Origin of the sequence: Haliea sp. (assembly GCF_040221975.1) — a bacterium.
Taxonomy (GTDB): domain Bacteria; phylum Pseudomonadota; class Gammaproteobacteria; order Pseudomonadales; family Halieaceae; genus Haliea.
In genome coordinates this window covers 41,102-64,894 of the sequence record NZ_JAVJWR010000028.1, presented here as the reverse complement: position 1 = coordinate 64,894, position 23,793 = coordinate 41,102, and the positions used below count along the sequence as shown (strand labels likewise).

Annotated in this window: 19 protein-coding genes and 1 pseudogene; 7 read left to right on the top strand and 13 right to left on the bottom strand. The window is 55.1% G+C overall.

What is annotated here, in order from left to right; all coding sequences use genetic code 11:
- Positions 1-7: 7 nt before the first annotated feature.
- The 5 genes from RLO07_RS11715 to RLO07_RS11695 all read left to right on the top strand — a co-directional run bounded on the left by RLO07_RS11715 (position 8) and on the right by RLO07_RS11695 (position 7,480).
- Entirely contained in the window at positions 8-1,102 is a 1,095-nt protein-coding gene (locus RLO07_RS11715; RefSeq protein ID WP_462292334.1) for a glycosyltransferase family 4 protein, read from the top strand.
- Entirely contained in the window at positions 1,099-2,451 is a 1,353-nt protein-coding gene (locus RLO07_RS11710) for a phenylacetate--CoA ligase family protein (RefSeq protein WP_462292333.1), read from the top strand. Before RLO07_RS11715 ends, RLO07_RS11710 begins: the two co-directional genes overlap by 4 nt.
- Before the next feature lie 79 nt (positions 2,452-2,530).
- Complete coding sequence (locus tag RLO07_RS11705; RefSeq protein WP_462292332.1) at positions 2,531-3,934, top strand: putative O-glycosylation ligase, exosortase A system-associated; 1,404 nt, start codon at positions 2,531-2,533, stop codon at positions 3,932-3,934.
- A complete protein-coding gene (locus RLO07_RS11700; protein WP_462292331.1) occupies positions 3,931-4,887 on the top strand; it encodes a polysaccharide deacetylase family protein in 957 nt (318 codons plus the stop codon). The genes RLO07_RS11705 and RLO07_RS11700 overlap by 4 nt, the downstream gene beginning before the upstream one ends.
- Positions 4,888-5,296: 409 nt before the next feature.
- A complete protein-coding gene (locus RLO07_RS11695) occupies positions 5,297-7,480 on the top strand; it encodes an HzsA-related protein (RefSeq protein ID WP_462292330.1) in 2,184 nt (727 codons plus the stop codon).
- A 25-nt stretch (positions 7,481-7,505) separates the two neighbouring features.
- Here RLO07_RS11695 and RLO07_RS11690 read toward each other — a convergent pair whose 3' ends face one another.
- Both RLO07_RS11690 and RLO07_RS11685 read right to left on the bottom strand, forming a co-directional pair.
- Positions 7,506-8,357: a hypothetical protein gene (locus RLO07_RS11690; protein ID WP_462292329.1), complete on the bottom strand. Its 852-nt coding sequence runs from the start codon at positions 8,355-8,357 to the stop codon at positions 7,506-7,508.
- Between the two features lie 119 nt (positions 8,358-8,476).
- Complete coding sequence (locus RLO07_RS11685) at positions 8,477-10,408, bottom strand: acyltransferase family protein (protein ID WP_462292328.1); 1,932 nt, start codon at positions 10,406-10,408, stop codon at positions 8,477-8,479.
- Positions 10,409-10,722: 314 nt separating this feature from the next.
- Between RLO07_RS11685 and RLO07_RS11680 the strand changes: the two genes are divergently transcribed.
- A complete protein-coding gene (locus RLO07_RS11680) occupies positions 10,723-11,841 on the top strand; it encodes a sugar-transfer associated ATP-grasp domain-containing protein (RefSeq protein WP_462292327.1) in 1,119 nt (372 codons plus the stop codon).
- A gap of 38 nt (positions 11,842-11,879) precedes the next feature.
- On the opposite strand, the gene RLO07_RS11675 is transcribed toward RLO07_RS11680, so the two are convergent.
- Together RLO07_RS11675 and RLO07_RS11670 are read right to left on the bottom strand one after the other, a co-directional pair.
- Complete coding sequence (locus tag RLO07_RS11675; protein WP_462292326.1) at positions 11,880-12,992, bottom strand: sugar-transfer associated ATP-grasp domain-containing protein; 1,113 nt, start codon at positions 12,990-12,992, stop codon at positions 11,880-11,882.
- A gap of 64 nt (positions 12,993-13,056) precedes the next feature.
- On the bottom strand, positions 13,057-14,085 hold the full coding sequence (locus RLO07_RS11670; protein ID WP_462292325.1) for a polysaccharide deacetylase family protein: 1,029 nt from the start codon (positions 14,083-14,085) through the stop codon (positions 13,057-13,059).
- A gap of 208 nt (positions 14,086-14,293) precedes the next feature.
- Between RLO07_RS11670 and pth the strand changes: the two genes are divergently transcribed.
- Positions 14,294-16,135, top strand: coding sequence for an aminoacyl-tRNA hydrolase (gene pth / locus RLO07_RS11665; protein ID WP_462292324.1), 1,842 nt, complete (start codon positions 14,294-14,296; stop codon positions 16,133-16,135).
- Between the two features lie 33 nt (positions 16,136-16,168).
- On the opposite strand, the gene RLO07_RS11660 is transcribed toward pth, so the two are convergent.
- The 9 genes and pseudogenes from RLO07_RS11660 to RLO07_RS11620 form a co-directional block, all read right to left on the bottom strand.
- The gene (locus RLO07_RS11660; RefSeq protein ID WP_462292323.1) at positions 16,169-17,011 is read right to left on the bottom strand and encodes an alpha/beta hydrolase; all 843 of its coding nucleotides are present in this window, start codon (positions 17,009-17,011) and stop codon (positions 16,169-16,171) included.
- Positions 17,012-17,104: 93 nt separating this feature from the next.
- Positions 17,105-18,037 (bottom strand): glycosyltransferase family 2 protein, encoded by a 933-nt coding sequence (locus RLO07_RS11655; protein WP_462292322.1) that lies wholly within the window; start codon positions 18,035-18,037, stop codon positions 17,105-17,107.
- 104 nt (positions 18,038-18,141) lie between these two features.
- Positions 18,142-18,645 carry a glycosyltransferase gene (locus RLO07_RS11650; protein ID WP_462292379.1) on the bottom strand — a complete coding sequence of 168 codons (504 nt, stop codon included), beginning with the start codon at positions 18,643-18,645 and terminating at the stop codon, positions 18,142-18,144.
- Positions 18,646-18,900: 255 nt separating this feature from the next.
- Positions 18,901-19,197: pseudogene (locus tag RLO07_RS11645) on the bottom strand (glycosyltransferase); the annotation flags it as partial.
- 142 nt (positions 19,198-19,339) lie between these two features.
- Positions 19,340-20,182, bottom strand: a complete 843-nt coding sequence (locus tag RLO07_RS11640; RefSeq protein ID WP_462292321.1) for a sulfotransferase — start codon at positions 20,180-20,182, stop codon at positions 19,340-19,342.
- A gap of 101 nt (positions 20,183-20,283) precedes the next feature.
- On the bottom strand, positions 20,284-21,765 hold the full coding sequence (locus tag RLO07_RS11635) for a lipopolysaccharide biosynthesis protein (RefSeq protein WP_462292320.1): 1,482 nt from the start codon (positions 21,763-21,765) through the stop codon (positions 20,284-20,286).
- A 60-nt stretch (positions 21,766-21,825) separates the two neighbouring features.
- Positions 21,826-22,710 carry a hydrolase 1, exosortase A system-associated gene (locus RLO07_RS11630; protein WP_462292319.1) on the bottom strand — a complete coding sequence of 295 codons (885 nt, stop codon included), beginning with the start codon at positions 22,708-22,710 and terminating at the stop codon, positions 21,826-21,828.
- A complete protein-coding gene (locus RLO07_RS11625) occupies positions 22,707-23,531 on the bottom strand; it encodes a hydrolase 2, exosortase A system-associated (protein ID WP_462292318.1) in 825 nt (274 codons plus the stop codon). The genes RLO07_RS11630 and RLO07_RS11625 overlap by 4 nt, the downstream gene beginning before the upstream one ends.
- The gene (locus tag RLO07_RS11620; protein WP_462292317.1) at positions 23,528-23,779 is read right to left on the bottom strand and encodes a phosphopantetheine-binding protein; all 252 of its coding nucleotides are present in this window, start codon (positions 23,777-23,779) and stop codon (positions 23,528-23,530) included. Before RLO07_RS11620 ends, RLO07_RS11625 begins: the two co-directional genes overlap by 4 nt.
- Positions 23,780-23,793 lie beyond the last annotated feature (14 nt).

The window sequence follows — 23,793 nt, the reverse complement described above, 5'->3', positions numbered from 1 at the left end:
AGCGACCATGCAACTGCACCTGGGTCTAGTGGGCCCCGTCCCGCCCCCCAATGGCGGTATGGCGATGCAGACCGAGCAGTTGGCGCGGCTAATGCGAACAGAGAGGCTCAAGGTCAGTCAGGTGGCCACCAATGCTCCTTATAGGCCAGCACTTTTGGCCACCATACCGGGTTTGCGTGCCTTGTTCCGCTTGCTGCCGTACCTGCTGGCGGTTTGGCGGTTGGCGGGAAGGGTGGATGTGATTCACCTGATGGCCAACTCTGGCTGGTCCTGGCAGCTGTTTGCCGCACCGGTGCTGTGGCTGGCCGGGCTGCGTCGCTGCCCTGTGATCGTCAATTATCGGGGCGGAGAAGCCAGCGAGTACTTCCGGCACTCCTGGCGCTGGGTGTACCCTTCCCTAAAGAAATCTGCTCTGGTGGTGGTGCCCTCGGGCTACCTGCAGGCCGTGTTCGCGGACTACGGCCAGCACACCCGGATCATTCCCAACATTGTTGACCAGAGCGTGTTCCGGCCCGTACCCACGCCCACTACCAGCGCTAAAGGTTTCACTCTGGTGATCACCCGCAATCTGGAGCCCATCTATGGTATCGACACAGCCTTGCGGGCGCTGGCGGCGGTATTGCCAGAGGCCCCGGATACGCAGTTGCGTATTGCCGGCAGTGGGCCCCAGGAGGCGGAGCTGCGGGCACTGTCCCAGCAGTTGGGCATCGCGGCCGCGGTGTGCTTCGAAGGCCGCCTGGACCGGCCCGGTATTCTCAACCTGTATGCGCAGGCCGACGCCATGCTCAATCCCACCACCGTGGACAATATGCCCAACTCGGTTATCGAAGCGCTGGCTTGCGGAGTGCCGGTGATCTCCACCGATGTGGGCGGCGTGCGGTTCATTGTGCAGCATGAACACACCGCCCTGCTGGTGCCAGCCAATGACCCTGCGGCCATGGCCGCCGCCATCTTGCGTTGCCGCGCAAACGCGCAGTTGCGACAGCAGTTGCGGGACAATGGTATCGCCGAGGTGGCCCAGTACAGCTGGCCCGCAGTCCGCCAGCAGTGGCTGGATGTATATGCTCAGGTAGCGGGCCGGCAGCAGGGGGCCGCCGCATGAGCCTGTACCAGCGGCTTGTGGGGCGGGTGCTGTTCCCCCTGCATGAGAAGCTCAAGGGCCACGACACCATCGCCGTGCACCGGGCGATGGAGCAGTCCCAGTGGCTCTCGTCCGAGGAGATGGCGCAGCGGCAGCTGGACAACCTGCGCCGCTACCTGGTGAAAATCGGCCTCACCGTGCCTTACTACGAGAATCTGTTTGCGGAACTGGACTTCAAGCCCGAGGCGGTGAGCTCAGTGGCCGATCTGCAGCGCCTGCCTCTATTGGACAAGGCCACCATCCGCGCCCACACGGAACAGCTCAAGGCTCGGGATGCGCACGGCCTCATGCGTTTCAACACCGGTGGCTCCAGCGGCGAGCCGCTGATCTTCTACCGGGGCAACGAACGTGTGAGCCACGATGTGGCGGCCAAGCGTCGCGCCACCCGCTGGTGGGGAGTGGATATTGGCGACCCGGAGATCGTGGTATGGGGCTCGCCGATCGAACTCGGTTCCCAGGATAGGGTGCGGCTGCTGCGGGACAAGCTGTTTCGCACCGAGCTGTTATCCGCCTTCGAGATGTCCACGGACAACCTGCACAGGTTTGTTGAGCGTATTCGCCGGGTGCGGCCAAAAATGCTGTTCGGCTACCCCTCGTCGCTGGCACATATCGCCGGCTTTGCCCGGGAGCAGGGTGTGGCCCTGGATGGCCTGGGCATCAAGGTTGCCTTTGTGACTTCGGAGAAGCTCTACGAGCACCAGCGGGAAGCCATCGAACAGACCTTCGGTTGTCCCGTGGCCAATGGCTATGGCGGCCGAGACGCCGGCTTTATCGCCCACGCCTGCCCCGAAGGTAGCCTGCATATTACCGCCGAGGATATGGTGGTGGAAATTGTCGATGGTGATGGCAACGTGCTGCCTGCCGGGGAACAGGGTGAGATTGTGGTTACCCACCTGTTTACCAGCGAGTTCCCGTTTGTGCGCTATCGTACGGGTGACGTGGGTATACTCACCGATGACACATGTGCCTGCGGCCGCAGCCTGCCGGTACTGGCCAGTGTCGAAGGGCGCACCACGGATTTTGTGACTGCGGCAGATGGCACAGTATTGCATGGACTGGCGCTTATCTATGTCCTGCGTGACATGCCGGGAGTGGCGAACTTCCGGATCGTGCAGGAATCACTGGACCTGACGCGGGTGGAGGTGGTGCCGCGAGACACTTTGACGCAGAACATGATCGCCGAGATAGAGACCGGGCTCAAGGGGCGCTTGGGGAAAGGGGTCCGGATTGAGGTGGTAGAGGCCGGGGCGATCGGGCGTGAGGTCTCGGGAAAGTTCCGGTATGTGGTGAGTCGGGTGGCAGACAGATGATCGATAGTCTGTATTTGCTGATGGTGATTATTGCCGTGTGCTACCTGTTCTGGTGGTCCGACCGGCAGGACAAGGACTGATGCGCGATCTGCTGTTGGTGATCTTCCTGTTTGTCGCGATTTTTTACTCGTTCAAGCGACCCTATCTGGGGGTTGCCGCCTGGATCTGGATAGCCCTGATGGCGCCATCCTACTGGGCGTTCGGGTTTTCGCAGGATTTTCGCCTGAACCTCACCATTGTAGTGGTTACGGCGCTTTCGTATCTCTTTGCGACCCGGAACAAGGACATCAAAGTGAATGGCCTTGGTGTCTGGGTCTTTATTTTTGGCCTCTGGACCCTGGTGACCACAACTGTGAATTTGAACTCCTACCCGGCCATGGTGTGGGACTACTGGAATCAATTCATCAAGGTATTGATGCTGTTTTTCTTTATCACGCTGGCAGTGCGCAAGCGCTTGCATATCGACACATTGATCTGGGCGATTGTGCTCTCGATTTCGTCCTATGCGGCAATGGAGGCAGTGAAGTTCATTCTGTCCGGTGGGGGCCACATGATCTCTGGGCGCGCCGGTATTATCGCCGACCGCAATGACTTCGCGGTCGCCATCAACATGTGTATTCCACTCGTGGTGTACCTGATTCAGGTAACCCGGCACAAGACCGTGAGGCTGGGTCTCTGGGGAATTCTCCTCCTCAACGTGGTGAGCGTGGTCGGTACCGGTTCCCGAGGCGGGTTTATCGGGCTGGCCATTCTGGCTGTGGCGTTCTGGCTAAGGTCACGTTACAAAGTACCGCTCGCGATTCTGGCTCTATTGGCTCTGCCAGTGTTGTATCAGAGTGCCCCTGAGGACTGGCGCGAACGCCAGGCTACAATTTCGACTGCGGCGGAAGAAGACAGCTCCTTCATCGGGCGCCTGTGGGCCTGGAAGATATCCACGCTGCTGGCTCTGGACCATCCGTTGACGGGAGGAGGGTTCAAGGCAGTTCTTGATCGCCGGATATGGGAATACTATGCTCCCTTTACGCCAAAATTTACGTTCCTTGAGACCCCCCCGATACCCGAGTACAGCGGCAGCAAGGCCGCGCACAATATCTACTTCCAGGTTTTGGGCGACCATGGCTTTATCGGCTTGTTTATCTTCCTGACGATACTTGCCCTGGCGCTGCTGACCAACCTGCGCAATGCCTCTCTCGGCCGGTCCCACCAGGTCGATTGGTACCACAAGTTGGCAGGATCTCTGACGCTGTCCCTTGTGGGATATGGGATAACCGGGGCCAATGTCAGCCTCGCCTACTTTGACCTGCTCTATTCGGTTTTGGGGATTATTGCGGTGATGACGCTTCGACGGGATGAGCTACTCGTTAGGGAAAAATCGCCGACCGATGTGTCCGCCAGTTCACCTGCTGGAGAGGGCAGGAGAGTCTATCCGACACGGAGGCGGGGAACGCGCGCTGCGGCGTCGGGGGTTGTTGATCGCGCATGAAATCACTCCAGGACATTGCATATCGAGCCTTGTGGAGCGCGTGTGGCGCGCAGGGGCTGTCCATCCTGATATACCATCGGGTTCTCCCCCGGCCCGACAGCATGCGCCCGGGCGAGATCACGGTCCGGGAGTTCGAGTGGCAGATGGGTTTGCTCCGGGATCACTTCAATGTGCTATCCCTGCGCGATGCTCTTGAGTATCTGGAGCATGGTAGCCTGCCTCCGCGCAGTGTGTGTATAACCTTTGATGACGGCTATGCCGACAACCTCACGGTGGCGCTGCCGGTACTGGAACGTTACGGCTTTGCCGCCACGGTGTTTGTCAGCTCGGGCTTTCTCTCGGGCGGGCAAATGTGGAACGACAGCATTATCGAGGCACTCCGGGTGCTCAGGCCGGGCCCACTGGATCTCCGTTTGCTGGGCTTGGGCGAGTTTGATGTGGAGGATGGTTCCGGCCGCCTGAGTACCGCTATGGGAATTATTCGCGCGAGCAAGTATCTCCCGCTGGAGCGGCGTACGGAGGTTGTGCAGTATCTGATGGAGGCGGCGAAAACTCGCAGCGAGGGGCTGATGTTGACGCACGAGGGGCTGCGGGAGCTAAGGCGTAGAGGCGTGGAGGTTGGCGGCCATACGGTTTCCCATGCGATATTGGCATCCCTTGATGAGGATGAAGCGCGGAGCGAGATTACCCGGGGCAAGGCGGATCTGGAGGCCATTCTTGGCGAGCCGGTCAGCTACTTTGCCTACCCAAATGGTCGCAGGGATCAGGACTACCGACGAGTGGATGTCAATCTGGTACGTGATGCCGGCTTCCTCGCCGCGGTAACCACAAACTGGGGCGTATCTTCCCCTCCGACGCCCCGTTTTGAGCTACCTCGCTTTACCCCCTGGGACAGGAGCCGCGTGAAGTACCTGATCCGCATGGCTCTGAACGCCAGGCAGACCATTGAGTGACTTCGCGGCAGGTGGCTGCGCGTGTGCTAGACTTGTCCAATAGTCATGGGTTTGCCCCCGGGAGTCAGTGGTGCCTGTCAACGTAGCAACAACGCTTTTGCGTAGCGCGCTGTTTGCGTGCTTGTTCCTGGCAGGTAGTGCCATCGGACAGGATGTCCATATCGAGCGCTACTCGGGGAAGGCGGCGGAGGTGTGGGCGGAGTACGTCAGAATTCGCCTTGGTGCGCAGAATGCCCCTGCAGATTCTCCGGTCCCAGCCCCAGCCCCAGCCCCCCCGAGTCCCCCGGTACCCAATGCTGCGCCGGTCAACCCCGCGCCAGTAGCCACTCCCTCAGAGGATCCTCCGCAACCGGGGCCGCGAGACAGCGCCGTTGCCCCTGGCGATCCTTCAGCCAGGCTGACTACCTCCGTGGTCTATACACGCGTGCCGCGTACCCGTGGTCCTGCTGTAGCGACGTTGCGCGATGGCTCTGAATTCCAGCTTGACAGCCCCGATGTTTGGGATGCGCTACCCGACACCAGACGCGTGTTCAGCGGCTTTAATGCACCAGGCCAACTGGTTCTTCGCCATCCTGACGGTTCGGAGCAAATACTTTTTGACTGCTTCGAGCTTGCGCAGCCCTGTGTGCCACTGGATGCGGCTGTGTCCCTGGACGGCAACCGCGTGCTGTTCTCCGTCTACTATGGTGAGAAGCTGGGTAACGGTTGGTGGGATGGCGCCACGCTGCCCAATCGGGTGCTTTCCCGGGCTTCGCATGCCCGCCTGCATGTGGTGGATCTTGAAACAGGCTTGGTGACACCACTCGCGCACCAAGCGGGCGTGTTCGATGTATCCCCAGCCTGGTTACCCGACGGTCGGATCATGTTTGCGTCGAGTCGGCAGCCTTTTCGCGAGCCCCGGTTACATTGGATTACGCCCAATAACCGTCCACATACGCAGCTCTATATTGCCGATGCGGACGGACGCAAAGCGGTCAATGTTACACCGCACGAAGTTTCTTCGGCGATGCATCCCTATTTACTCGACAGCGGCAGGGTAGCTTATGGGTCGCACTGGCTGAGTCATAATCTGGCGTACAGCAGTACCAATGGCAGTATCAATTGGCCTGGCACTCTCGATAACTTCTGGGTGGTAATGGACATGGATGCGCGAGGGGGAGATATGACCGCCCTGCTTGGTGCCCACCGGACATCGTTACAGGCCAGCACTGGCCGGACCAAGACAATGAAGGCCTTGCACTTCCTTGGCCAGCGCCAGAATGGTGACATCTGCGTGGCGAACTACTATCGGGCTAATAATCTTGGTCTGGGTGACGTTTTTTGTTGGCCACCGGAGCCTGTGGGTGTAGAGGGCGCACTTCCTGCATTTCTCCCCCGGGGTATCTACAACGTGGCCGATTGGTCGAAATCAAATGATGAGGCTTCCTTCACGGAGAACGGGGAGTTCCTGGGCAAGATTGGCTACCCCGAGGGCATGGAAGGCGATCAGTTGCTGCTAACAGTGGGGCGTGGCTATTGCACCCAGGTCTCCGGATCGGTGCAGAGCTTTCAGCGCGCGGTTGCGGACCAGCCGGACAAGCGTGCCTGTGATGTCGGGCTGTATCATACCTCGGTGTTACCCTCCAAAAACATGCAGGACCTGGTCAAGGTTGTCGATCACCCTGATTGGCATGAATTTGGTGCCCGGGTTGTCAGGGCGCGCAATGTCGAGAACCCCGCGCCAAAGATGACGCATGACAGCACTTGCCAGATCGCGAGCAGCGACGCGCTTACGGGGGAGACCAAACCCCGGCGACCTTACGATTTCAACAACAACTATGCGACAGCCGCGAACAATGGTGGCGAGATTGATGGCTTGCCAGCCACCGAACTCGCCGCCATCCGATTCTGGAAGGTGATCCCCAACCCGGTGGGCAAGGCCCAGTTCAAGAACTCGATAGGTAACCGTCTGGTTTTGTTGGGCGATGCGCCCCTGCTGACGGATGGCTCATTCAAGGCCCAGTTGCCCTGCAATGTGCCCTTCGTTATGGCGGGAGTAGACGCCGAAGGGCGCGTAATCAAGCGTGATCAGGTGCCTCAGTCCTTGCGGCCAGGTGAGAAGCGTGTGTGTAGGGGGTGTCATCAGCACTCGAGCCCGGGGCGTGCCTATGATGCATCAATGGCCTTTGCCGCCAAGCCCGTCAGGCTAATGGATGCGCGCCAAGTGCCTACCTACGAGGAAAGCATCAAGCCAATTTTTGAGCGCCGCTGCCTTTCCTGCCACGTGGACGATGTGCCCTTGATGGACTACGACAAGCTGGTATGGGACTTTTTTCAGGAGTCAGTGCTTCCCGAAAGGCGGGTTCAGGTGAGGGAGACGACAGACCCAAGGCGGAGATACGGCTTGCAGCGGCCCTATACCAGCAAATACGTCAACAACATGTTCGCGCGGGAAAGCCTGCTTTACTGGAAAGCAGCGAACCGGCGGCTGGATGGCCGTACGGACGCCACCTTTGCTGACGATATCGATCTCGGTCCCGACCATCCCGTGAGTATTACTCCACAGGAATTGCAGAGTCTGGCTGAATGGCTGGATTCGGGCGCGCCCCGCTAGGCGCCCCGCTAGGCGCCCCGCTAGTTCATGCCATCGCAGCGGGCTGGAGGTGCCGCCATTGCCGCTGCAAGATGTTTGATTTTGGCCAGATTCTGGTAAAGATTCGCGGTTGATAGTCTCCCGATTCGTACAGGCAACGTCTGGTGGGGGAGGTATCCAGTGCGCCCGACTTCCCTTCTTTGTCCATGCCAGCGAACAGGATGTAAGCGCCACATTGCTCAGGAACTTCCCGTAGATACACTAGGCGCGGGCTGACCTGTTTGAGGGCGGGGTCCAGAAACCAGCTTGCGCTTTGCACCCCACGAAACGCGGGATTTAGCTGCAGAAAATCAGCCAATCGCTCATAGGTATCGATCCAGCCTGCCGGATGAAAATGCTCCTTCACCTCCGGATGCATGTGAAGTTCCAGAAATGGCCGAACTCCTCGGCTGGCCACTATCGCCCGCATGACTTTGATGGCCTGATTCGGCCCCGCTCTGATCGCAAGAGAACGAGGTATCCCGGAGTGCGGGTTTGCGAACTCAGCCCCAAATGGGATCAGGCGATGAAGCAAAATGGCCAAATCCTTGCGGAACAGGTCATTCTGAAAGCTGAAATAGCCGTCAAACTGGAAGTCATGAACGTGCTCTAGTCTTTCCAGTTCAATGTCATACAGCTTGAAAACATTTTCCGGAAGCTGCCAGGGCGGGGTGTTGAGGCTGAATTTCTGTAGAAGGAAGCCGAGAAGTTGCCTGTTGAATTGACTCACCGTGGCTGCTGCCTCACTGCACAGTGCCTTTTCGGCCGCCAGCAATTGTGGCGGGAGATCTGCATATCCGGTTCCCCGGATAGGGTGCAGCGCGAGCGCTGAGTACTGTAACGGACCTAGATTAGCCATTGGACGGAGCTCACGTTCAGGATCCTTGCATACTATACGTAATGGTGCAGCGAGCCGGCGTCTATTTGGACACTGGAACCAATTTGCAGTACGTTTCGGACAAATTGGAAAATACAAGCTTAGATCAACTTCAGTCGAGGGACTAGCGCCTTCGAGCCTGCTATAGAAAGATGACCTGAATCCCTGTATACATAAACTCCGTGAATTAAACTTTCACAGGAAACGTTCCCACACAAAGTATCGTGCAACCAGATAACTCTCACTTTTGTTTCTTGCTCAATAACCTCTATTGCTTCAATTATCTCCTGATCAAATGTCACGTATTCTGATCGCAGAATCTGACAGTCGCTGCGCAGAATCACCAAGTTAGAATCTGTTCTTTCAAGACACTCACCGACATTAAATCCTGATCGCGGTGGAGGAGAAACAAGCACTGGAATTTTGTTTGCACTTTGGAGCATAGCTATTGTTTGTACAAATGCATTGACTGCCAACGCAGGACTTTTTGCGACAACATCTCCGTCTACAAGAAATGAGTCATCATCTTGGGCTTTAAAGTACTGATTAAAGCTTGAACTCAAAATAACATGGGTTATGGATTCACTATTCAGTATATATTCTAGAGCCAAGTTGTTAAAAGCAGTGCACTCTTCGGCCCAATCCTTGCCATAGCGGCCACTGATAGGCGCAATCCCTATAGCGGGACCACAGACAGACTTAGTTAACTGAACGATGTTTTCATGAATGGTGGCGATCCCCGGCACTAGATGCATCGCGTAACTATCGCCCCATATAGCTATGTTTGGTTCTCTGCCTGTCATGCAGGATGCTTTGACACTGTGCTCAAGAATAGATCCGTCACAGTCTTTAGAAAGACCGAAGTTGACTGCTCTAGTACTCAGGGCATCATCAAGATCCTTTTGCTCACCAAATCCACCACTTATCATTGGGCCGGTCAGCACCAATAATGCCAATGTAGACGTAGAAAACCCAATCCACGCAGCTCTCGGCTGTAAAGAAATCTGCGAGCGGAAAGGTCTTTCCACATATGTGTACTGGACATACCCGAGGAAGATCGATGCACCAATAAGCAATATTTTAATAACATTCGGCACCAACTCCAAATAACCAAGATAGGCAAACGAAAATAAGGGCCAGTGAACCAAATAGATCGAATAGGACCAATCCCCAACCCTCTCGATAAGCTTGATCGGCCACCACTGCGGAAGCCACTCACCCCGACCGAGCACTATCAAGGACGTCGCAAAAACTATTAGGAGGGCATCGCCCCGTGGATGAACGACTGGATCGATGCTGATTGTACAAAGCGCGACAATGGCGGCAACAGAAGCAACTTTAATCTTGGAAGATACCTTGAAGTCAGGCCTGCTCAGCATAAGCCAGGCGCACAAAGACCCAGCCAGCAGTTCCCATGCTCGAGTTGGAAAAAGAAAGAATGCCCATTCAGCGAGAGTGGCCTCGCTATAACGCCACATATATGGAGCAGGATGGTCTCCGTTGGATACCAACACAAAACACAAAATTAGACTTGCCAAAGTGATGGAGGCTAAAGCTGGGAGCCTGAGTTTTCTCGGGATGGCAAACAAAAATACAGGCAAAAAGAAGTAATATTGCTCCTCTAGAGACAAGGACCAAATATGCAGTAGTGGCTTGGATTCCGCGCTGCTCTCAAAGTAGCCAACTTGAATCGGCAGCACAAAATTTGAAGTGAAGGTTAACGAACCAAAAAGCTGGTAAAGAAAATCAGTTTTTTGAGAATTGGTTATAAACAAATATGCCAATATTGTGGTTGCAGAGAGGGTGCAATAGAGAGCCGGGAGCAACCTCCGCGCTCTACGTAAATAGAACTGAGAGAAGGAAAAGTCGTTTCTATTCAGTCCCTTAAGAATAATCGTGGTAATTAGAAATCCTGAAACGACAAAGAACACATCGACGCCGAGGAACCCCTGATTGAAAATTCCTACACTGGCGTGGTACAAAACGACCACGAGAACAGCAATCCCCCTGAGCAGCTGAATGTCACGACGCATGCATAGCTCCCGCCAACGAAAATATTCAAGACTAGATGATGGCACTCAACCCTGTCTATCGTTTTCGGCAAGGCCGCCAAACATCCGTGCCAAGGCTTTGGGCGAGCGGGTTGGCCAGGGTGTTTTTCACCCAATTTGGTTGCTGGAGCCACTGTCGGGCAACTATGATGGGGAGCTTGCCGGTCGCTTTTCGGCACTATCCCGCCTGTAGAGTTTGACGTGTCCCTCTCGCGTCGACAGGAGGAGTTGGCTCAGGCATCTGACTCAATCAATTGGTCTTCAAAGAATTCGGGGTGGTTCAGGAGAAATGGACAGTGGGTGGTTTGGGTAAGCTGGATGACTATGTTGAAGCAGTTTCGGTAGCCAGAAATGTCCACAACCTTTCAGCCCTCGCGGCTATCAGAAGCGTAGCGAAGGCCAGGCTGGTTTTTAGGCTGGGGCCGAGAATGCATGCCATGTTAGGCATGGCAGGGGTTCCTCAGTCAGAGTGGAAACACTTTCAGCAGGAGAAAGATCTGGAGGTGGTTCTACAACAGCTGAACCCTGCAGCCAAGCGCAGTGTCGCCGACAACAAGATTTTGTTCTCCCGACATTGTGAAGCCTATGGTCTCGCCCATATACAAACGATTTTCCATGATCCACTGGAACACAGCTTGTCGGATGACGAACTGCGGGAGGATTTTTGTCGTTGTATCGGGTCGGCGCCGGACGCGCTGTTTTTCAAGCTGATGGGGGGGGCTCATGGTTACGGTGCCTTCAGCGCGGAGCGAAGTAATACAATTTGGTCTTACTGCGGTGAAACCGGAACTACAGGAGATCTCTACGAGTTCTGTCGCAAGCGTCAGGGCGCCAGCCGTGGCTGGCTGGTGCAGCCGGTAGTGAATACACACTCTCGCCTGCAGGAGGTCAGCTCCTGTAGGGCCTTGAGCACTGCCAGGCTTTTGACGTGCATGACACCTGAGGGCCCGGCGCTGTTGACTGCCGTGCTGAAACTGGCGCGCGGCCTCAACGAGACTGATAATTTTGATATGGGGCGAGGCGGCAACATGGTTGCACAGATCGATATCGCCAGCGGTAGACTGGGGCCTGCCAAGGGCTCCCTGAGCAAGGACTTTCCCTGTATTATCAGCTTCGCGGTTGACCCCGACACCGGCCATCATGTTGCTGGTCGATTGGTGCCCTTCTGGGAAGAGACAAAAGCATTGGTGTTGCGGGCGCAGTCTACCCTGCCGGAACTCAAATCCCTGGGTTGGGACGTGGCCATTACCGATGAGGGCCCTTTTGTAGTGGAGACAAACTCTAACTACGGCAGTGATAGCACGCAGGTGGCGTATGGGCGGGGTTTGAGACCCATTCTGCTTAGCCGGTTGAAGAAACTGGCGGAAACTTCCCCAGATTGGGATCCAACAGATAACTCAAGACACGGGACATAAGCGCAGTCAGTTGATCTTTGTGACAGGGGTAACGTAAATTAGTGTACATTATCCATCTGTTCAAATAGTCCCGGCATTCCAAATATATCCTCGTGAGACCGGTCGAAAATGAACGCGGAGGTGGGATCCGGCTCCACGTTGAGTTCTATTACCACGGGACCATCGATCGTTATTGCAATATCTACGCCGGCAAATTGCAGATGAGGAAACGCTGCCACCGCACGAATAGCCAGATTCACCGATTCGTGCCAGAATGGAACGCTCCCTCCTGTGATTTTTTCTCCCGAGTCCTTATGTGATTCGAAGGTTTCGTTCCAGATACTCTTGATCATGCCTGTGCCTATTTCGCCGGTTTTCGTATCGACAGAAAACGCCAGCGCTCCCCGGCTCGTATTGTCCACGAGGCTTCCGCAGCGGCCGACTCGCAGGAACCCACCCAGGGCAGTATTGGTGTCCCCTCTGCTGAAGGCCCAAATTCTGAGGGTGTTGACACTGGAGGCGTTAAAGCGAGTGAGTTCGGGGTGCTGCTGAAAGTACTCCTCAATGATATAGTCGGCGCCGGTGCCGGGCTGCAGAACGTCATCGACAAATTGTGAAACAGTCATTTGCTCGCCCGTGTCGAGCAGTCTTAAACTCAATGTCGGCTCCCTCACCACGCTGACCGCGCGAAAGCCCGTGCCGCCATAGCCCTCAACCAGCTTGAAACACAGTCGGTCAATCTGGGGCTTTGCCAGTATGAATTGCGTTAAATCATCACCGCTAATCAGTCTTTCCCCCGTTGCGGCGACGCCAAGACGGGCATGAAGCCGCCCGAAAAAATGGGGTGTGGGGATTTGAAACAGCTGCAGAATTGCCTTTTCGCTGATTTTGTTCTGTGACAGTTTCTGGTAGGCAGGCGGATTCAGTTTGCTTACAAAGCGGCGAAACTTCTTGTATGTCCAAAAGCCGGTCTTGAAACGCCAGGGTAGCTCCCTGCGCCAATATCTCGCGATATGGTAGTGGCTTGGGCCCAGGCCATAAAACAGTCGCAACACTATCATTTCCAGAATCTGCCTGCTGGCTGGCAAGTGTCCTTCCTTGGCCCGTAGCAGCGTCTGGCGTATTGTGCCAACCAGCGTGGTGGTGGAAAGGCGCTTTGAGGAGGTTGTCAATATAGGGTTCTCATGATAAATTCGGAGGGTTATCGCGTCTCCTATGAAGCTTCTTTTGTTTTGTTCATCCGCGCAACCCGGAAAATTTTCGAGCTTTGCGAATCAGCTCCATAAAGCCGCTCATCTCAGCCTCGAACTCCAGCTCCGAGACGTTCTGTCCATCCAGGATCCGGGGCAGAGCATATATCGCTGACTCGCTATCTACCAGACCAATCTCAGTAGTTGTTGCCGAGGCAATACCCGCTTCACTGAGAGCTGGCCAGACCGCCGGGGAAAATCGCCCGCTTGGATAACAAAAGTGCATAGGATCCCGACGGGTTATTGCCTTGATACACTCGTTGTTGAGCGCCAGTTCCTGTTTGAGACAATCTTCGCCGCGATGTGTGATTCTGTGATGATGAGTGTGCAGTTCCACGGTCATGCATTTGTCGGCAGCATCTTTTATTTCCGCAGGTGTCATAAGATGAAACCAGCGTTCCGCTGATAGCAAGTCGTAGTTTGCCGCGGTCTGATGGCATACTGATTGCAGGAAACGCTGCCTCGTAGCATCGCTGTCCAGTTCGGCTGAAACTTCCGACGCCGCCGCCAGAGCGAGGCTTCTCTCAACCCCGGTGCCGGTCGGCAGCGGTCCAAGCCCATACTCGGGAATATGAACAAGTGGGCACAAGTCCGGGTCGATTTGATGAAAACAGTATTGTAACGCCACATCAATAACCGGGGCCTGATTGTAGCAATAGTAGGTGGTTAGGTAGATTGTGGCGGGGTAGCCGTGTGCTTGCAGTACCGGGAGCATATGCAAGTACGTGCTGTACCAGCCATCGTCGATAGTAATAACTGTCGTGCCCTTGGGCAGCTCTTCGCTGCCAAGTTTTGCCAGAGCGTCGGTAAGGGAGATCACGGGATACCCCAGCGTCTTGAGTAGCTCCATTCTGCGTTGGAACTTGCCTGCGCTCATATAGAGGAAGTTGCCGAAATGGCCTTCACCTAGCCAGGTGCCGTGATAGGCAAGTATCCTCACTCGATCGGCAGTGAGTAGCTTGCTCAGGGCAAAGAGCCCGGTGAGCCGGGCGAGAGCGAGAATGAATTGCTTCAAGTAAAGAGAGCCGTCCGACTTCGATGGTTGCCTATCGGACCATTTTTGCGCAGGTCGGCGATTAATGCGAGCCTGAATTTGATCTTACAGCGATAATACTGTGCAATAGTGGTTGGGTGGCCTTGGGAATTCCGGGGGCTTGAGCCTTTACAATTTTTGGCTGCGAGGATGCCTTCAATCCTTGATAGTAGCAATGGGGCTTCCGCGCATGACCATCTCCGCATTGACTCACCGCATCAGCGCTTTCGTGGCTGCTGTCCGTTGGCGGACGGAGATTGCCGCGCCTTTGGGGCTAGCGCTGGTCAAAAGGCGCTTGCTGGGGAAGGTGGTGTTTGTCGCCATCACTGGGAGTGCGGGCAAGACCACGACAAAAGATCTGTGCGCCGGCATTCTGTCCTCCGCGGGCTCCGTCACCAAATCCCAGCACTCCCTGAATGAACCGATCATGGTAGCCAAGACCGTAGCCGCCACCAGGGCCAGTGATCGCTTTGCGGTAGTGGAAGTCTCCGGCGGAAAGCCCCGGGCGATGGATTGGCCGCTCAGATTGTTCAAACCTCGCATTGCCGTAGTCACCCTTATCCAGCGCGAACATGCCCGGCCAGATTTCGGGCTCGACGAAATCGCCACCGAGAAGTTCCGGCTCATCGACGCCTTGCCTAAAGATGGCACAGCGGTTCTCAATATCGATGACCCTCTGTTGCGGGAGCGGGCGCAACAGTGCAGCAGGAAGGTGATCTGGGTGGGGCGGAATGAGGGCGCCACCCTGCGGCTGCTGGAATGCCGATCCAAGTGGCCAGAGCCGCTGATCCTGAAGGTGGCCTACGGCGGGAAGCAGTATACCGTGGCCACCCGGTTGCACGGCGAGCACCTCGCCCTGTCGGTTCTCTGTGCCATGGCTGTGGCCTTGGCGGCAGGCATGGAGTTGCCGGAGGCTATCAACAACCTGCAGAACCTGGAGTCCAGTGAGGGACGGATGCAGGTTTTGACGGGCAGTGACGGGGTCATTTATCTCAGAGATGACTGGAAGGCACCTCTTTGGTCGGTGGACGCCCCCATGGCATTCATGCGGGATGCGGTAGCTCCGAGGAAGGTGATGGTGATTGGTACACTCTCAGACTACTCCCGCTCAGCATCCCGGCTCTACCCCCGGATAGCGGACAAGGCGCTGGAAATCGCCGATCAGGTAATCTTTGTCGGCGCGAACGCCCACCGCGCCACCAGAAAATCGAAGGCCGAACAGCGGCAACGCCTGCATGGTTTTAGCGAACTGCGTCAGGCGGCGGTTTTCCTGAGCGAGATCCTGCGCCCGGGGGATCTGGTACTGCTCAAGGGGTCGTCCCGAATGGATCATCTCGTGAGATTGATTCTCGACCGGGAAGATCCTGTCGCGTGCTGGGACAGTCGGTGCGGCAAGAGCCAGTTCTGCACACGTTGCCCAAGACTGTACGATTTTACCAGGGCGGGCACGGGCATTTCATCGGTGCTCACGGATGCCGAGAACCTGCTGCCCGCAATCTCTGTTGGTGAGGGGTGTATGCTCATGGTGGGGCTGGGCAACCCGGGGGAAGAATATCGTCTAACGCGACACAATGCCGGTCATCTTGCGCTCGATTCGTTGGCTCGGGAGCAGGGTATGACCTGGCAACAGGCACCTTCGGGGCAAACCGCCGAGGGACCGATACAGAGTGTTCGGATCGTGTTGGTAAAACCGGATGCTGCCATCAATCACTCTGGCGATGCAATCCGCCGCATGTTGGGCGTGGAAGAGCTGACCCGCGCGGTGGTGGTTCACGACGACATGGATCTCGAGCAGGGGACAGTCAAGGTGTGCCGAGGTGGTGGCGACGGCGGTCATCTCGGGGTTCGGTCCATCGTTGCTGCGTACCAGACAGAGGATTTTCAGCGGATAAGATTGGGGGTCCGTCCGCCGGGCGATGACAGCAAGAGCCGGCGACTGGTTCACCAGCGACTGTCGGCTCAGGAGCAACAGCAGCTGACTGCAGCGTTTTCATCCGGTTTGCAGCAACTGCTGCCAGGCGCAGTGGTGTGAGACTGGCCTTGTCGTGGGCTCTGGAGAGTAGAATCAGGCTCCGGGGTTTCTTACGTTTCGCAGCGTGACTGGGCCGTTCATTTCCAGCTTGCAATCTGCGGCAGCTCCATGGGCGCGGAGAAACTCTATAAGTGCATTGGCTACTGATGTCCGCCAGGGTTCGTAGTTGAAAAAGCCGTGATTCTCGCCGGGGGCCACTAGTAGCTCTAGATTTGCCCTCGAGTCACCAGTCTGTGACAACAGGGCTTCGTATGCCGTTGGCAACAGCGGGTCGAGGCTACCGTAGATAACCAGTGTTGGTATGTCTGTTCGCTCCAATCTGGATCCAAGCGATAGTTCCGCGGCCTTGGCTGGTCCAAGGGCGTTGATCAGCTGCAGTTCTTCTTTGGTGTAGCCTTGGGATTCAGTGGCAACCGTCAGCTCCAGCACCGGGTTTAGCAGGCCGAGTGCGAAGGGAAGTGAGGTATTCATGCTGAGTGTACTCGCGGCAGCAATGTGAGCACCAGCGGAACCTCCAATGAGTGCGATATGGGCTGGATTGACCTCAAACTGGGCGTGGTGCTGATACATCCATTGATAGGCACTGTAGGCGTCCTCGACTGCGCTGTCGGGTAGAACGCCATGTCGCGAATGGACGCGATACTCCACAAGTGCTGAGACTATACCGCAGGCGGCAAATTTGTTTGCAAACCACTTGAACTGGTCTGGGCTGCCCGTGATCCAGCCGCCGCCATGGAAAAACAGAACAGCGGGGTGGTTGCCCCCATCGGTTCTTGCGGGATATATCTGCATCTTCAGCGCTGGCTGTTGGGTTCGCTCCTCGTTGTAAATTACCGTGATGGGTTTCCGATGAGCTACATATACAGTGAGAATCACAAGGGCAGCTACTCCTGCGCAAACTAAAGCGATCACCTTGGTACGTGAAAGCCAGTGTAATCGTCGCATGCAGCCCCCAGAGGTAAGGTGTCTCTAGAAAAACAGACCGGCTTTGGCTAGCAAGGCTTTCGTGCGCCTCTTTGCGGTACGCTGCGCTGGTGGAAGCTCCGAAAACAGGCTGGCAACATGATCTGAAGCCTTTTCCCAGCACGCCTGGTCGAAAGCGGTCCCGCGGGTAGTGTCGCGCTCAGCACAAGTGGCCGAAACGTACGCGGGTGGAACAACCCCCAAGCTTAGATGTTCATCAAGTATATCGGCTTTTGCCTTGATGTTTCGCCACTGCACTGCTGAATAATTGGAACAGTGTCGTCTGTAACCCCAGGTTGCCTGTGTATCGCCGACAAACAGGCAATCATCCAAGCTGGCAAATCGACGTGTAAACTCAGTGTCCTCGCCAATCCAGCGGCTGTACTTTTCCAGAAATCCTCCCATGCGCTTGTAACTTTCACGCCGGAACATAACGCCTGACAGATAGGCTGGATTAAAATCAAGTAAAGCAAGATAGGGCTGCCTTAGCAGATAAAATCCGCCCCTGCCAAACTCACACCGACGCTCCGTCCATCCGTGCGGAGCTTCATCCAGTAGATGATGGGAGGTGTCTGAGTTTGCACCAAATGAGTAGCAGTTGGAAAATGTAAAGTCAGCTTCGGGAAACTGCTCAAGAAGCTGCGCTTTTCTCTGAAGATGATTTGGCGTCCATATATCATCGCTGTCGCAGAGGAAAATATAATCTGATGAAACTTGGCTGATTCCGAGTTTCCTGGCTGCACCCTGGCCTCTGTTGGGTGTGGAAATATACTGGATGCCGTGGAATTCATGCGTTTCGAGGATGATTTTCTCAGTGACGTCTGTAGATCCATCGTTGACCACTACGATACAGCCTGGCTCGATGCCCTGTTTTAGTATTGAAAGTAGTGTTTCCCTGATGTGGGAGGCTGCGTTATATGCAGGGATGATTACGCTCATTGATAACTGACTTTGGGTGTTTAGCAAGGTGACTTTCTCGTGTTGGTGCGGCCGGCAGAAAATTGTGAAGGTGATCAAATGTTGTCCGGTTGAATACTGATTGTTTAACCGTTCTCTAATGCCTCGCAGAGTAGCATGGCTTGGTAAGAGGGTTGAGCCTGCGGTCGGTTTGCGTGATCAAGAGCGGCTTTCGAGTATTTTTGAAAGGTTTCTGGAGAGTCCCAGAGCGACCTTAGTGCGACCTCCCAATTTGAAATATCTGAGGAGACATCGACCAGAATACCTCCTGCTCCGACTGATTCGGGAAGTCCTCCTATCCTACACGCCACTGCAGGAATGCCGCTTACCTGAGCCTCGCTTACTACTCGTCCCCAAGCCTCTTCGCATTTCGATGGTACCAATATTATCTTCGCTCGGGAAAATGCCTTGCGAATGTCAATTTTTGGTGGTTCCCACTGCACATTACTGAGTTTTTTTGCCGCACGTTTCATTTCAACTAAGTGCTTGTTGCTTGCCCAGCTCTCTTGTATCAGAAATGGTATATCTGGGCATTGTGCAGCGAGTTCCAATGCAATATCCCCGCCTTTCGATGGGTCGGGATTAATCATGAGAACTCTATTGCCTAACTGAGGCACCCGGCATCTCTCTTGTGCTATGGGTGGTAAAACGATGGCGGCATTCTTACCGAATGATTCCTTGATTCGTTCACGTGTGAACTCGGAATTGGCAATGAATTTCAATTGAGGTATAGATCCGATGTCACCCCCGTGTCGGCTAAACTCGACATCCCTCACTTGGTAGAATGTGCTATAGCCGAGCTCAACAGATGCCATTGCAAGCTCATAAGCTTTGGGCGCTGCCCCGACCACGATCACCCGGTCGGGGCGTAACTTTGATGCCACGGATCCCAGGTTTCGGATTGGGTCCCACCCGCGATAAACGGGGTACCCTAGACCAATATCGCGTGGAAACTCATCTCTTAGTATTCTTCGAGCTATCCGGTTTTTTGTGCCAAAAAATCCTCTAGGGTAGATACTGCATATGATAGATACTCGGTGTCCTTGGCGTACTAATTCTTCAGCTAGTATGTGTGTAGACCATTCTGCTCCACCGATAGCCTGCGGCAGATAGTCGCGATTCGTGGCAAAGAGTATATGCATTGTCGATCCTAGGCTGTATTTATTGTGAATCTGATCTCTACGCCCCCCTTCTCTAGACCGATGGCCCGATTCAATACCAATCGTTTATCCTCCAACCAATTTAAGATAACGTTAGCCTTAAAACAGCCCGTTTGCTAGAGATTTACAGGCTATATCCAAGTCTATCTGCGACTGGTCCTGCTATTTCAGCGAGCTCGGTCTTCAATTTTTCCTCCCACTCCTCCCATGGAGGAAATGCGCCCGTACGCTGTTCGTTGTGTTTTACAGAAAGTAATTCAAATATATCTGCCTCCTCGGGGAGGTCACCGCCAATCCACTTGAACATAGAATTAAGAGTTTGTATATTCGGAGCGAAGAGGTCGTTACTAGATAAAGTGAAATACTGGGTTTTGGGCAAGTTTTCGAGGAATTGCAGGCTGAACTCGTTCACTCCTCGCCAATACCAACAACATTTTTGAAATTGGCTGAATGACGGCCAGTCGGCGTAGAATTGATCATCTTCTCTCGGAGTAATTCTAAAATCATCCCATGGATTGGAGGCGTAGTAGTTTCGCCGCATCGCCGATACAACTACTTCCGCAGGGTGTCTATGCAAGAAAATGAATTTGGCATTCTTAAGAGATGAAGATAGCTCTGGCGCGATATAGGTGAGACGGTTGGAAGTCTCAGCATAGATACGATTTTTCAGTAGTGCTCCTCTGAGTCGAGAACAGTTAGAGTGAGAAAAAATTCGTGCTTCCAGATATTGATCTGTCGTTGTTTGACGCATCTCCTTAGAAATTGAATGTTGATATGAATCTTTAGTGAGCTGAGTAAACTCGGGCGCTGGTTCATGGTCCGAAACTACACTCGTAGATAGATCTAAAAGCTTTGTTAATGCATCAGTACCGACTCGTCCTGTGGAAAGCACAAAAAGAAATTTCCCAGAGTGCTTGCTGTAGGAAATTAATGTCGATTTGATAAGGTTCTTAGTTGAGGGTATCATTGTGCTTCCATTTCCCTAGGCTTGTAATGATTTCTAAGTGTGAGCCATTTGGTTGATCATGTGATTCCTTGAATCTGGGGCGCTAACTAGGAATGACGATTTCAATGCATTCCTTTATCGGGTCTCCATGGGTATAGTAAAATCCGTTTAACGTGTGCTGGAAGCATCTCATCATATAGAGTCGGATGTTTGATAAGTCGGATCGTTGTCACCCAGCTTACTGCAACGCACACTGCGAGCAAAGGGACTGCGAACATAGCATCAATCCCGCTCCCTGCAGTCAAAATGAATCGATACACGGCATAGCTTGGGGCCAAGCTTAAGATCGTTAGAGCTGCCGAGTTCATCAGTCCAACCCCAAGCGTTCTCCACCTTGTGGGGCAGGCGAGTTGTTTGATGGTGTATATTGTGACAAGCTGAAAACAATAAACACCAAATAAGGCGATTGCGAAGGGCATTATGTCATCGAAGGTTGCAGCGACGAGTACAAGCACGATAATTCTTACGGACTGATTGATGAGCGCTGAGAGGGTTGCCAACTTGACTCGTCCCATCGCGGTGGTCATATTCATGGCTAGGCTCCAGATTGCCGCTACTGCACCGGCTGCGCAGAACACGGGCACCAGTGGTGCAGCTGCGTCCCACTGTGGCCCAAACAGGAAGCGCAAGCTCTCCAGGGGGTAGAGCGCGAAAAAGCCGTAGAATGGCCAGGCGACTGCGGTCAGCGCGGTGATACTCCGGTTGTGGATATCCTCCATGTCTGCGTTCCTGCGTGACGCCTCGGCAAATGCCGGATAGGCTACGCCCTTGATGGCTCCCATCATGTCACGGTGGAACAGATTCATTACGCCTTGCGCTCGGCTCAGGATGCCTACAGCGGTAAATCCTAGGGCCTTGCCGACAACGAGATCATTCATGTTGATAGCGATATGCCCCAGCACATTAGTAAATGCGACCTGGGAACCAAAACCGGTTATACGCCGCCATTCTACTAGCGTCGGCCGCAGCACAAACTCGGAGCGGCGGTATACCGCTCCAGCGAGCACGAGAGTGACAGTGGAGATTATGCTCGAATAAACCAACGCGTTGTAACCCGCTCCTGCAAATGCAAAACCGATTGCCGATGCGGTGCCAGCTACCGATGCCAATATTGAAAAAATGGCTAGCAAGCCAAACCGCATATCCCGCTTTAGAAGTGACAATGTAGTTGAGTTGAATGGTATCAGCAGAAAGTTTATCGATAACAGGCCGAGTATTCCCGTCAGCCGTTCGTCATCATAGAACGATGCTGCAGGTTTGGCGCAACCCAGTACAATCAAAAAGAGCGTCATCGATACGATCAGTGTCACAGTGAAGGCTGTGCGTATTCTTTCGTCAGTGAGTTCGCGTTCTTGAATCAGGTAGCTGCCTATACCGAAGTCTCTCAGTATCTGCGCAATACCGATAACGGCAACTGCTACTGAGTACAGCCCGATTTCCTCGGGTGTCAGCAACCGGGCGATGATCACGAAGGACAGCAGTTGCAGCCCTATTGTGAGGTATCTCTGCGCAATTGAGATTGTAAGCGATCGTCCGATTGACAAGGCTCTATCCGTCTTTGGCAACTGGGACTGTGGGCATCAACAGGCGTATGTGTTTCAGGGTCATGAAACTTTCACTTTTCCCGCCCACATGCTGGCGGCATCCAGCATCCCTTGTCTTGCTTGCAAACTGGAAAAGGTCTGATCCGCCCCGGGAATCTCCAGCCGCTCCCGTCCAGCGCCATTGCATGTCTTGTTCCATTCCCGGTCTGCGGCTACCAGCTCGTCGAATTCCCTGCTTATCAGGCTGCTGCCACTCATGAGAAATAAAACGCTGCCACCAAACTGTTGCAGGCCAAGCAACATGCGGTCGATGTAGTGTGCTTGTGCGGATGACGTCGACTGTCGGGCGTCCGTGCCGTCACGGCGGCGGCCAATGCGATTCCGCAGCCGTGCGGCGGCGCTTCGCAGGTAACTGGGTATATCGTATTCCATTCTGAGCAGCTTGCGCCAGAATGACCATTGACGCAGGCGGGAGAGGTAATGCTTCTGCTGGACTCGAGCTGCGGTGCGTTCGCTGCTGACCCACGGGTTGGCAGCCACCACGGAGACCACCTCTGGAAACCGATGGGCGTTGATCAGCGCCGCCGATGCGGCATCACAGCCGCCCCACAGGATAATGCGCGCAAGGCCCGGTACTCGCCGCCGGAACTCGGCAATGGCGGACGCGATATCATCGTGCAGCGCTTCGAAACCCTGAAACTCGCCCTCACTGTCGCCCAGGCCGCGGTGATCGAAGCGCATCACATGAACCCCTTCTTGAGACAGGCGCCGTCCCAGTGCTACCAGTTGCCGGCCACAGCCGCCACGATACTGGGGGCCGCCGGCGACAATGGTCAGCAGGCCGAGGTCACTCGGAGTTGTCGACTCATGAATAACACCGAGCAGTGCGCTTGCTCCCAGTTGGAATGAGAAGGCTACTTCGGTGTTCAGGTGAGCAGCGTTCACAGTAGCTGTGCTCCTGTCTGCTCGAGCAGGGAATCACAGGTCGCGCGTTCATGTAGCTGCCAGAGCGGGGAGCCCGTGAATGCGACAGGGTGGGTTTCCACGCCGAGGCCGATAAGGTGCTCCACAGCCTTGGCTGAGCGAGGGTTTAGGCCGTGACCGCCATCGGCACTGTGTTCCAGCCAGTAGACGCGCTTTGCCGGTGCCTGCGGAATGGTTGTCATATCGAGGTCATCGAGGGCAAGCATCAGCGGCCCTCCCAGCGTGTAGCCGCCAATTTCAACAGTCTCACCCGTGGCGAGCCGCTCGCGGATGGCAGTGGTGGTTTCTGCTGGGCCCCCGCGTTCCATTAGCGCGGCCAGGCGCTGCCGGTAAACCTGGGTCGCATAGGGCTTCCCGGCAACCACGGGCTGCCACATCAGCAGCGCGTCACAGGCCGTGGCGCGTTCCGTCAGATAGCTCGCCGCGATGAGCGCTCCCAGCCGACAGCCCCAGAAATGGACGGGCGCGGGCGCCCGGTCGACGAGATCAGTGTAGATCTCTGAAACATTGTCATACCAGATAGGGAGTGTCGCATCGGTAGTTTCACCCGGGCTTTCACCTGTGCCATGGAAATCCAGCAGGGTGCAGCTCATGCCCTGCCGGGCAAACCTGCGGGCTTGCTCGCCGGCGATGGCACGGCAACGGTTCATTTCCTCGGTAAAAGGCGGCAGGTAAATCACATGGGCCCGTGGCTCGGCCGCTTTGGGCGCACAGCGTACAAAGAACGCGGGATGCGGGCCCTGGGTGAATCCGGCTGAAATGTCGATGGGGATCGCGTTCATGCCTCGTTCATTTTCTGTTGCACGAATTCAGCTAGTGAGCCGACGGTCTCGAAGATTTCGCCGCTGATTTCGTCATCGGCGACCTCACAACCCAGATTGTCCTCTATTTCGACAATCAGGGTGGTGATGGTGAGTGAGTTGAATTCGGGAAATCCACCCATGAGATAGGTATCTTCACTCAGTGGTACTGAGTCGTTCAACTGCAGGCAGGAACGAATCATCTTGCGAGTGAGGTCTAGAGCTGTCACGTATTTCCCCCTTG

What these genes read in the sequence shown, in the direction of transcription:
- RLO07_RS11715 (WP_462292334.1), top strand. Translation starts at nt 8, where the DNA reads ATGCAACTGCACCTGGGTCTAGTGGGCCCCGTCCCGCCCCCCAATGGC.
- RLO07_RS11710 (WP_462292333.1), top strand. Translation starts at nt 1,099, where the DNA reads ATGAGCCTGTACCAGCGGCTTGTGGGGCGGGTGCTGTTCCCCCTGCAT.
- RLO07_RS11705 (WP_462292332.1), top strand. Translation starts at nt 2,531, where the DNA reads ATGCGCGATCTGCTGTTGGTGATCTTCCTGTTTGTCGCGATTTTTTAC.
- RLO07_RS11700 (WP_462292331.1), top strand. Translation starts at nt 3,931, where the DNA reads ATGAAATCACTCCAGGACATTGCATATCGAGCCTTGTGGAGCGCGTGT.
- RLO07_RS11690 (WP_462292329.1), bottom strand. Translation starts at nt 8,357, where the DNA reads ATGGCTAATCTAGGTCCGTTACAGTACTCAGCGCTCGCGCTGCACCCT.
- RLO07_RS11685 (WP_462292328.1), bottom strand. Translation starts at nt 10,408, where the DNA reads ATGCGTCGTGACATTCAGCTGCTCAGGGGGATTGCTGTTCTCGTGGTC.
- pth (WP_462292324.1), top strand. Translation starts at nt 14,294, where the DNA reads ATGACCATCTCCGCATTGACTCACCGCATCAGCGCTTTCGTGGCTGCT.
- RLO07_RS11655 (WP_462292322.1), bottom strand. Translation starts at nt 18,037, where the DNA reads ATGAGCGTAATCATCCCTGCATATAACGCAGCCTCCCACATCAGGGAA.
- RLO07_RS11650 (WP_462292379.1), bottom strand. Translation starts at nt 18,645, where the DNA reads ATGATTAATCCCGACCCATCGAAAGGCGGGGATATTGCATTGGAACTC.
- RLO07_RS11640 (WP_462292321.1), bottom strand. Translation starts at nt 20,182, where the DNA reads ATGATACCCTCAACTAAGAACCTTATCAAATCGACATTAATTTCCTAC.
- RLO07_RS11625 (WP_462292318.1), bottom strand. Translation starts at nt 23,531, where the DNA reads ATGAACGCGATCCCCATCGACATTTCAGCCGGATTCACCCAGGGCCCG.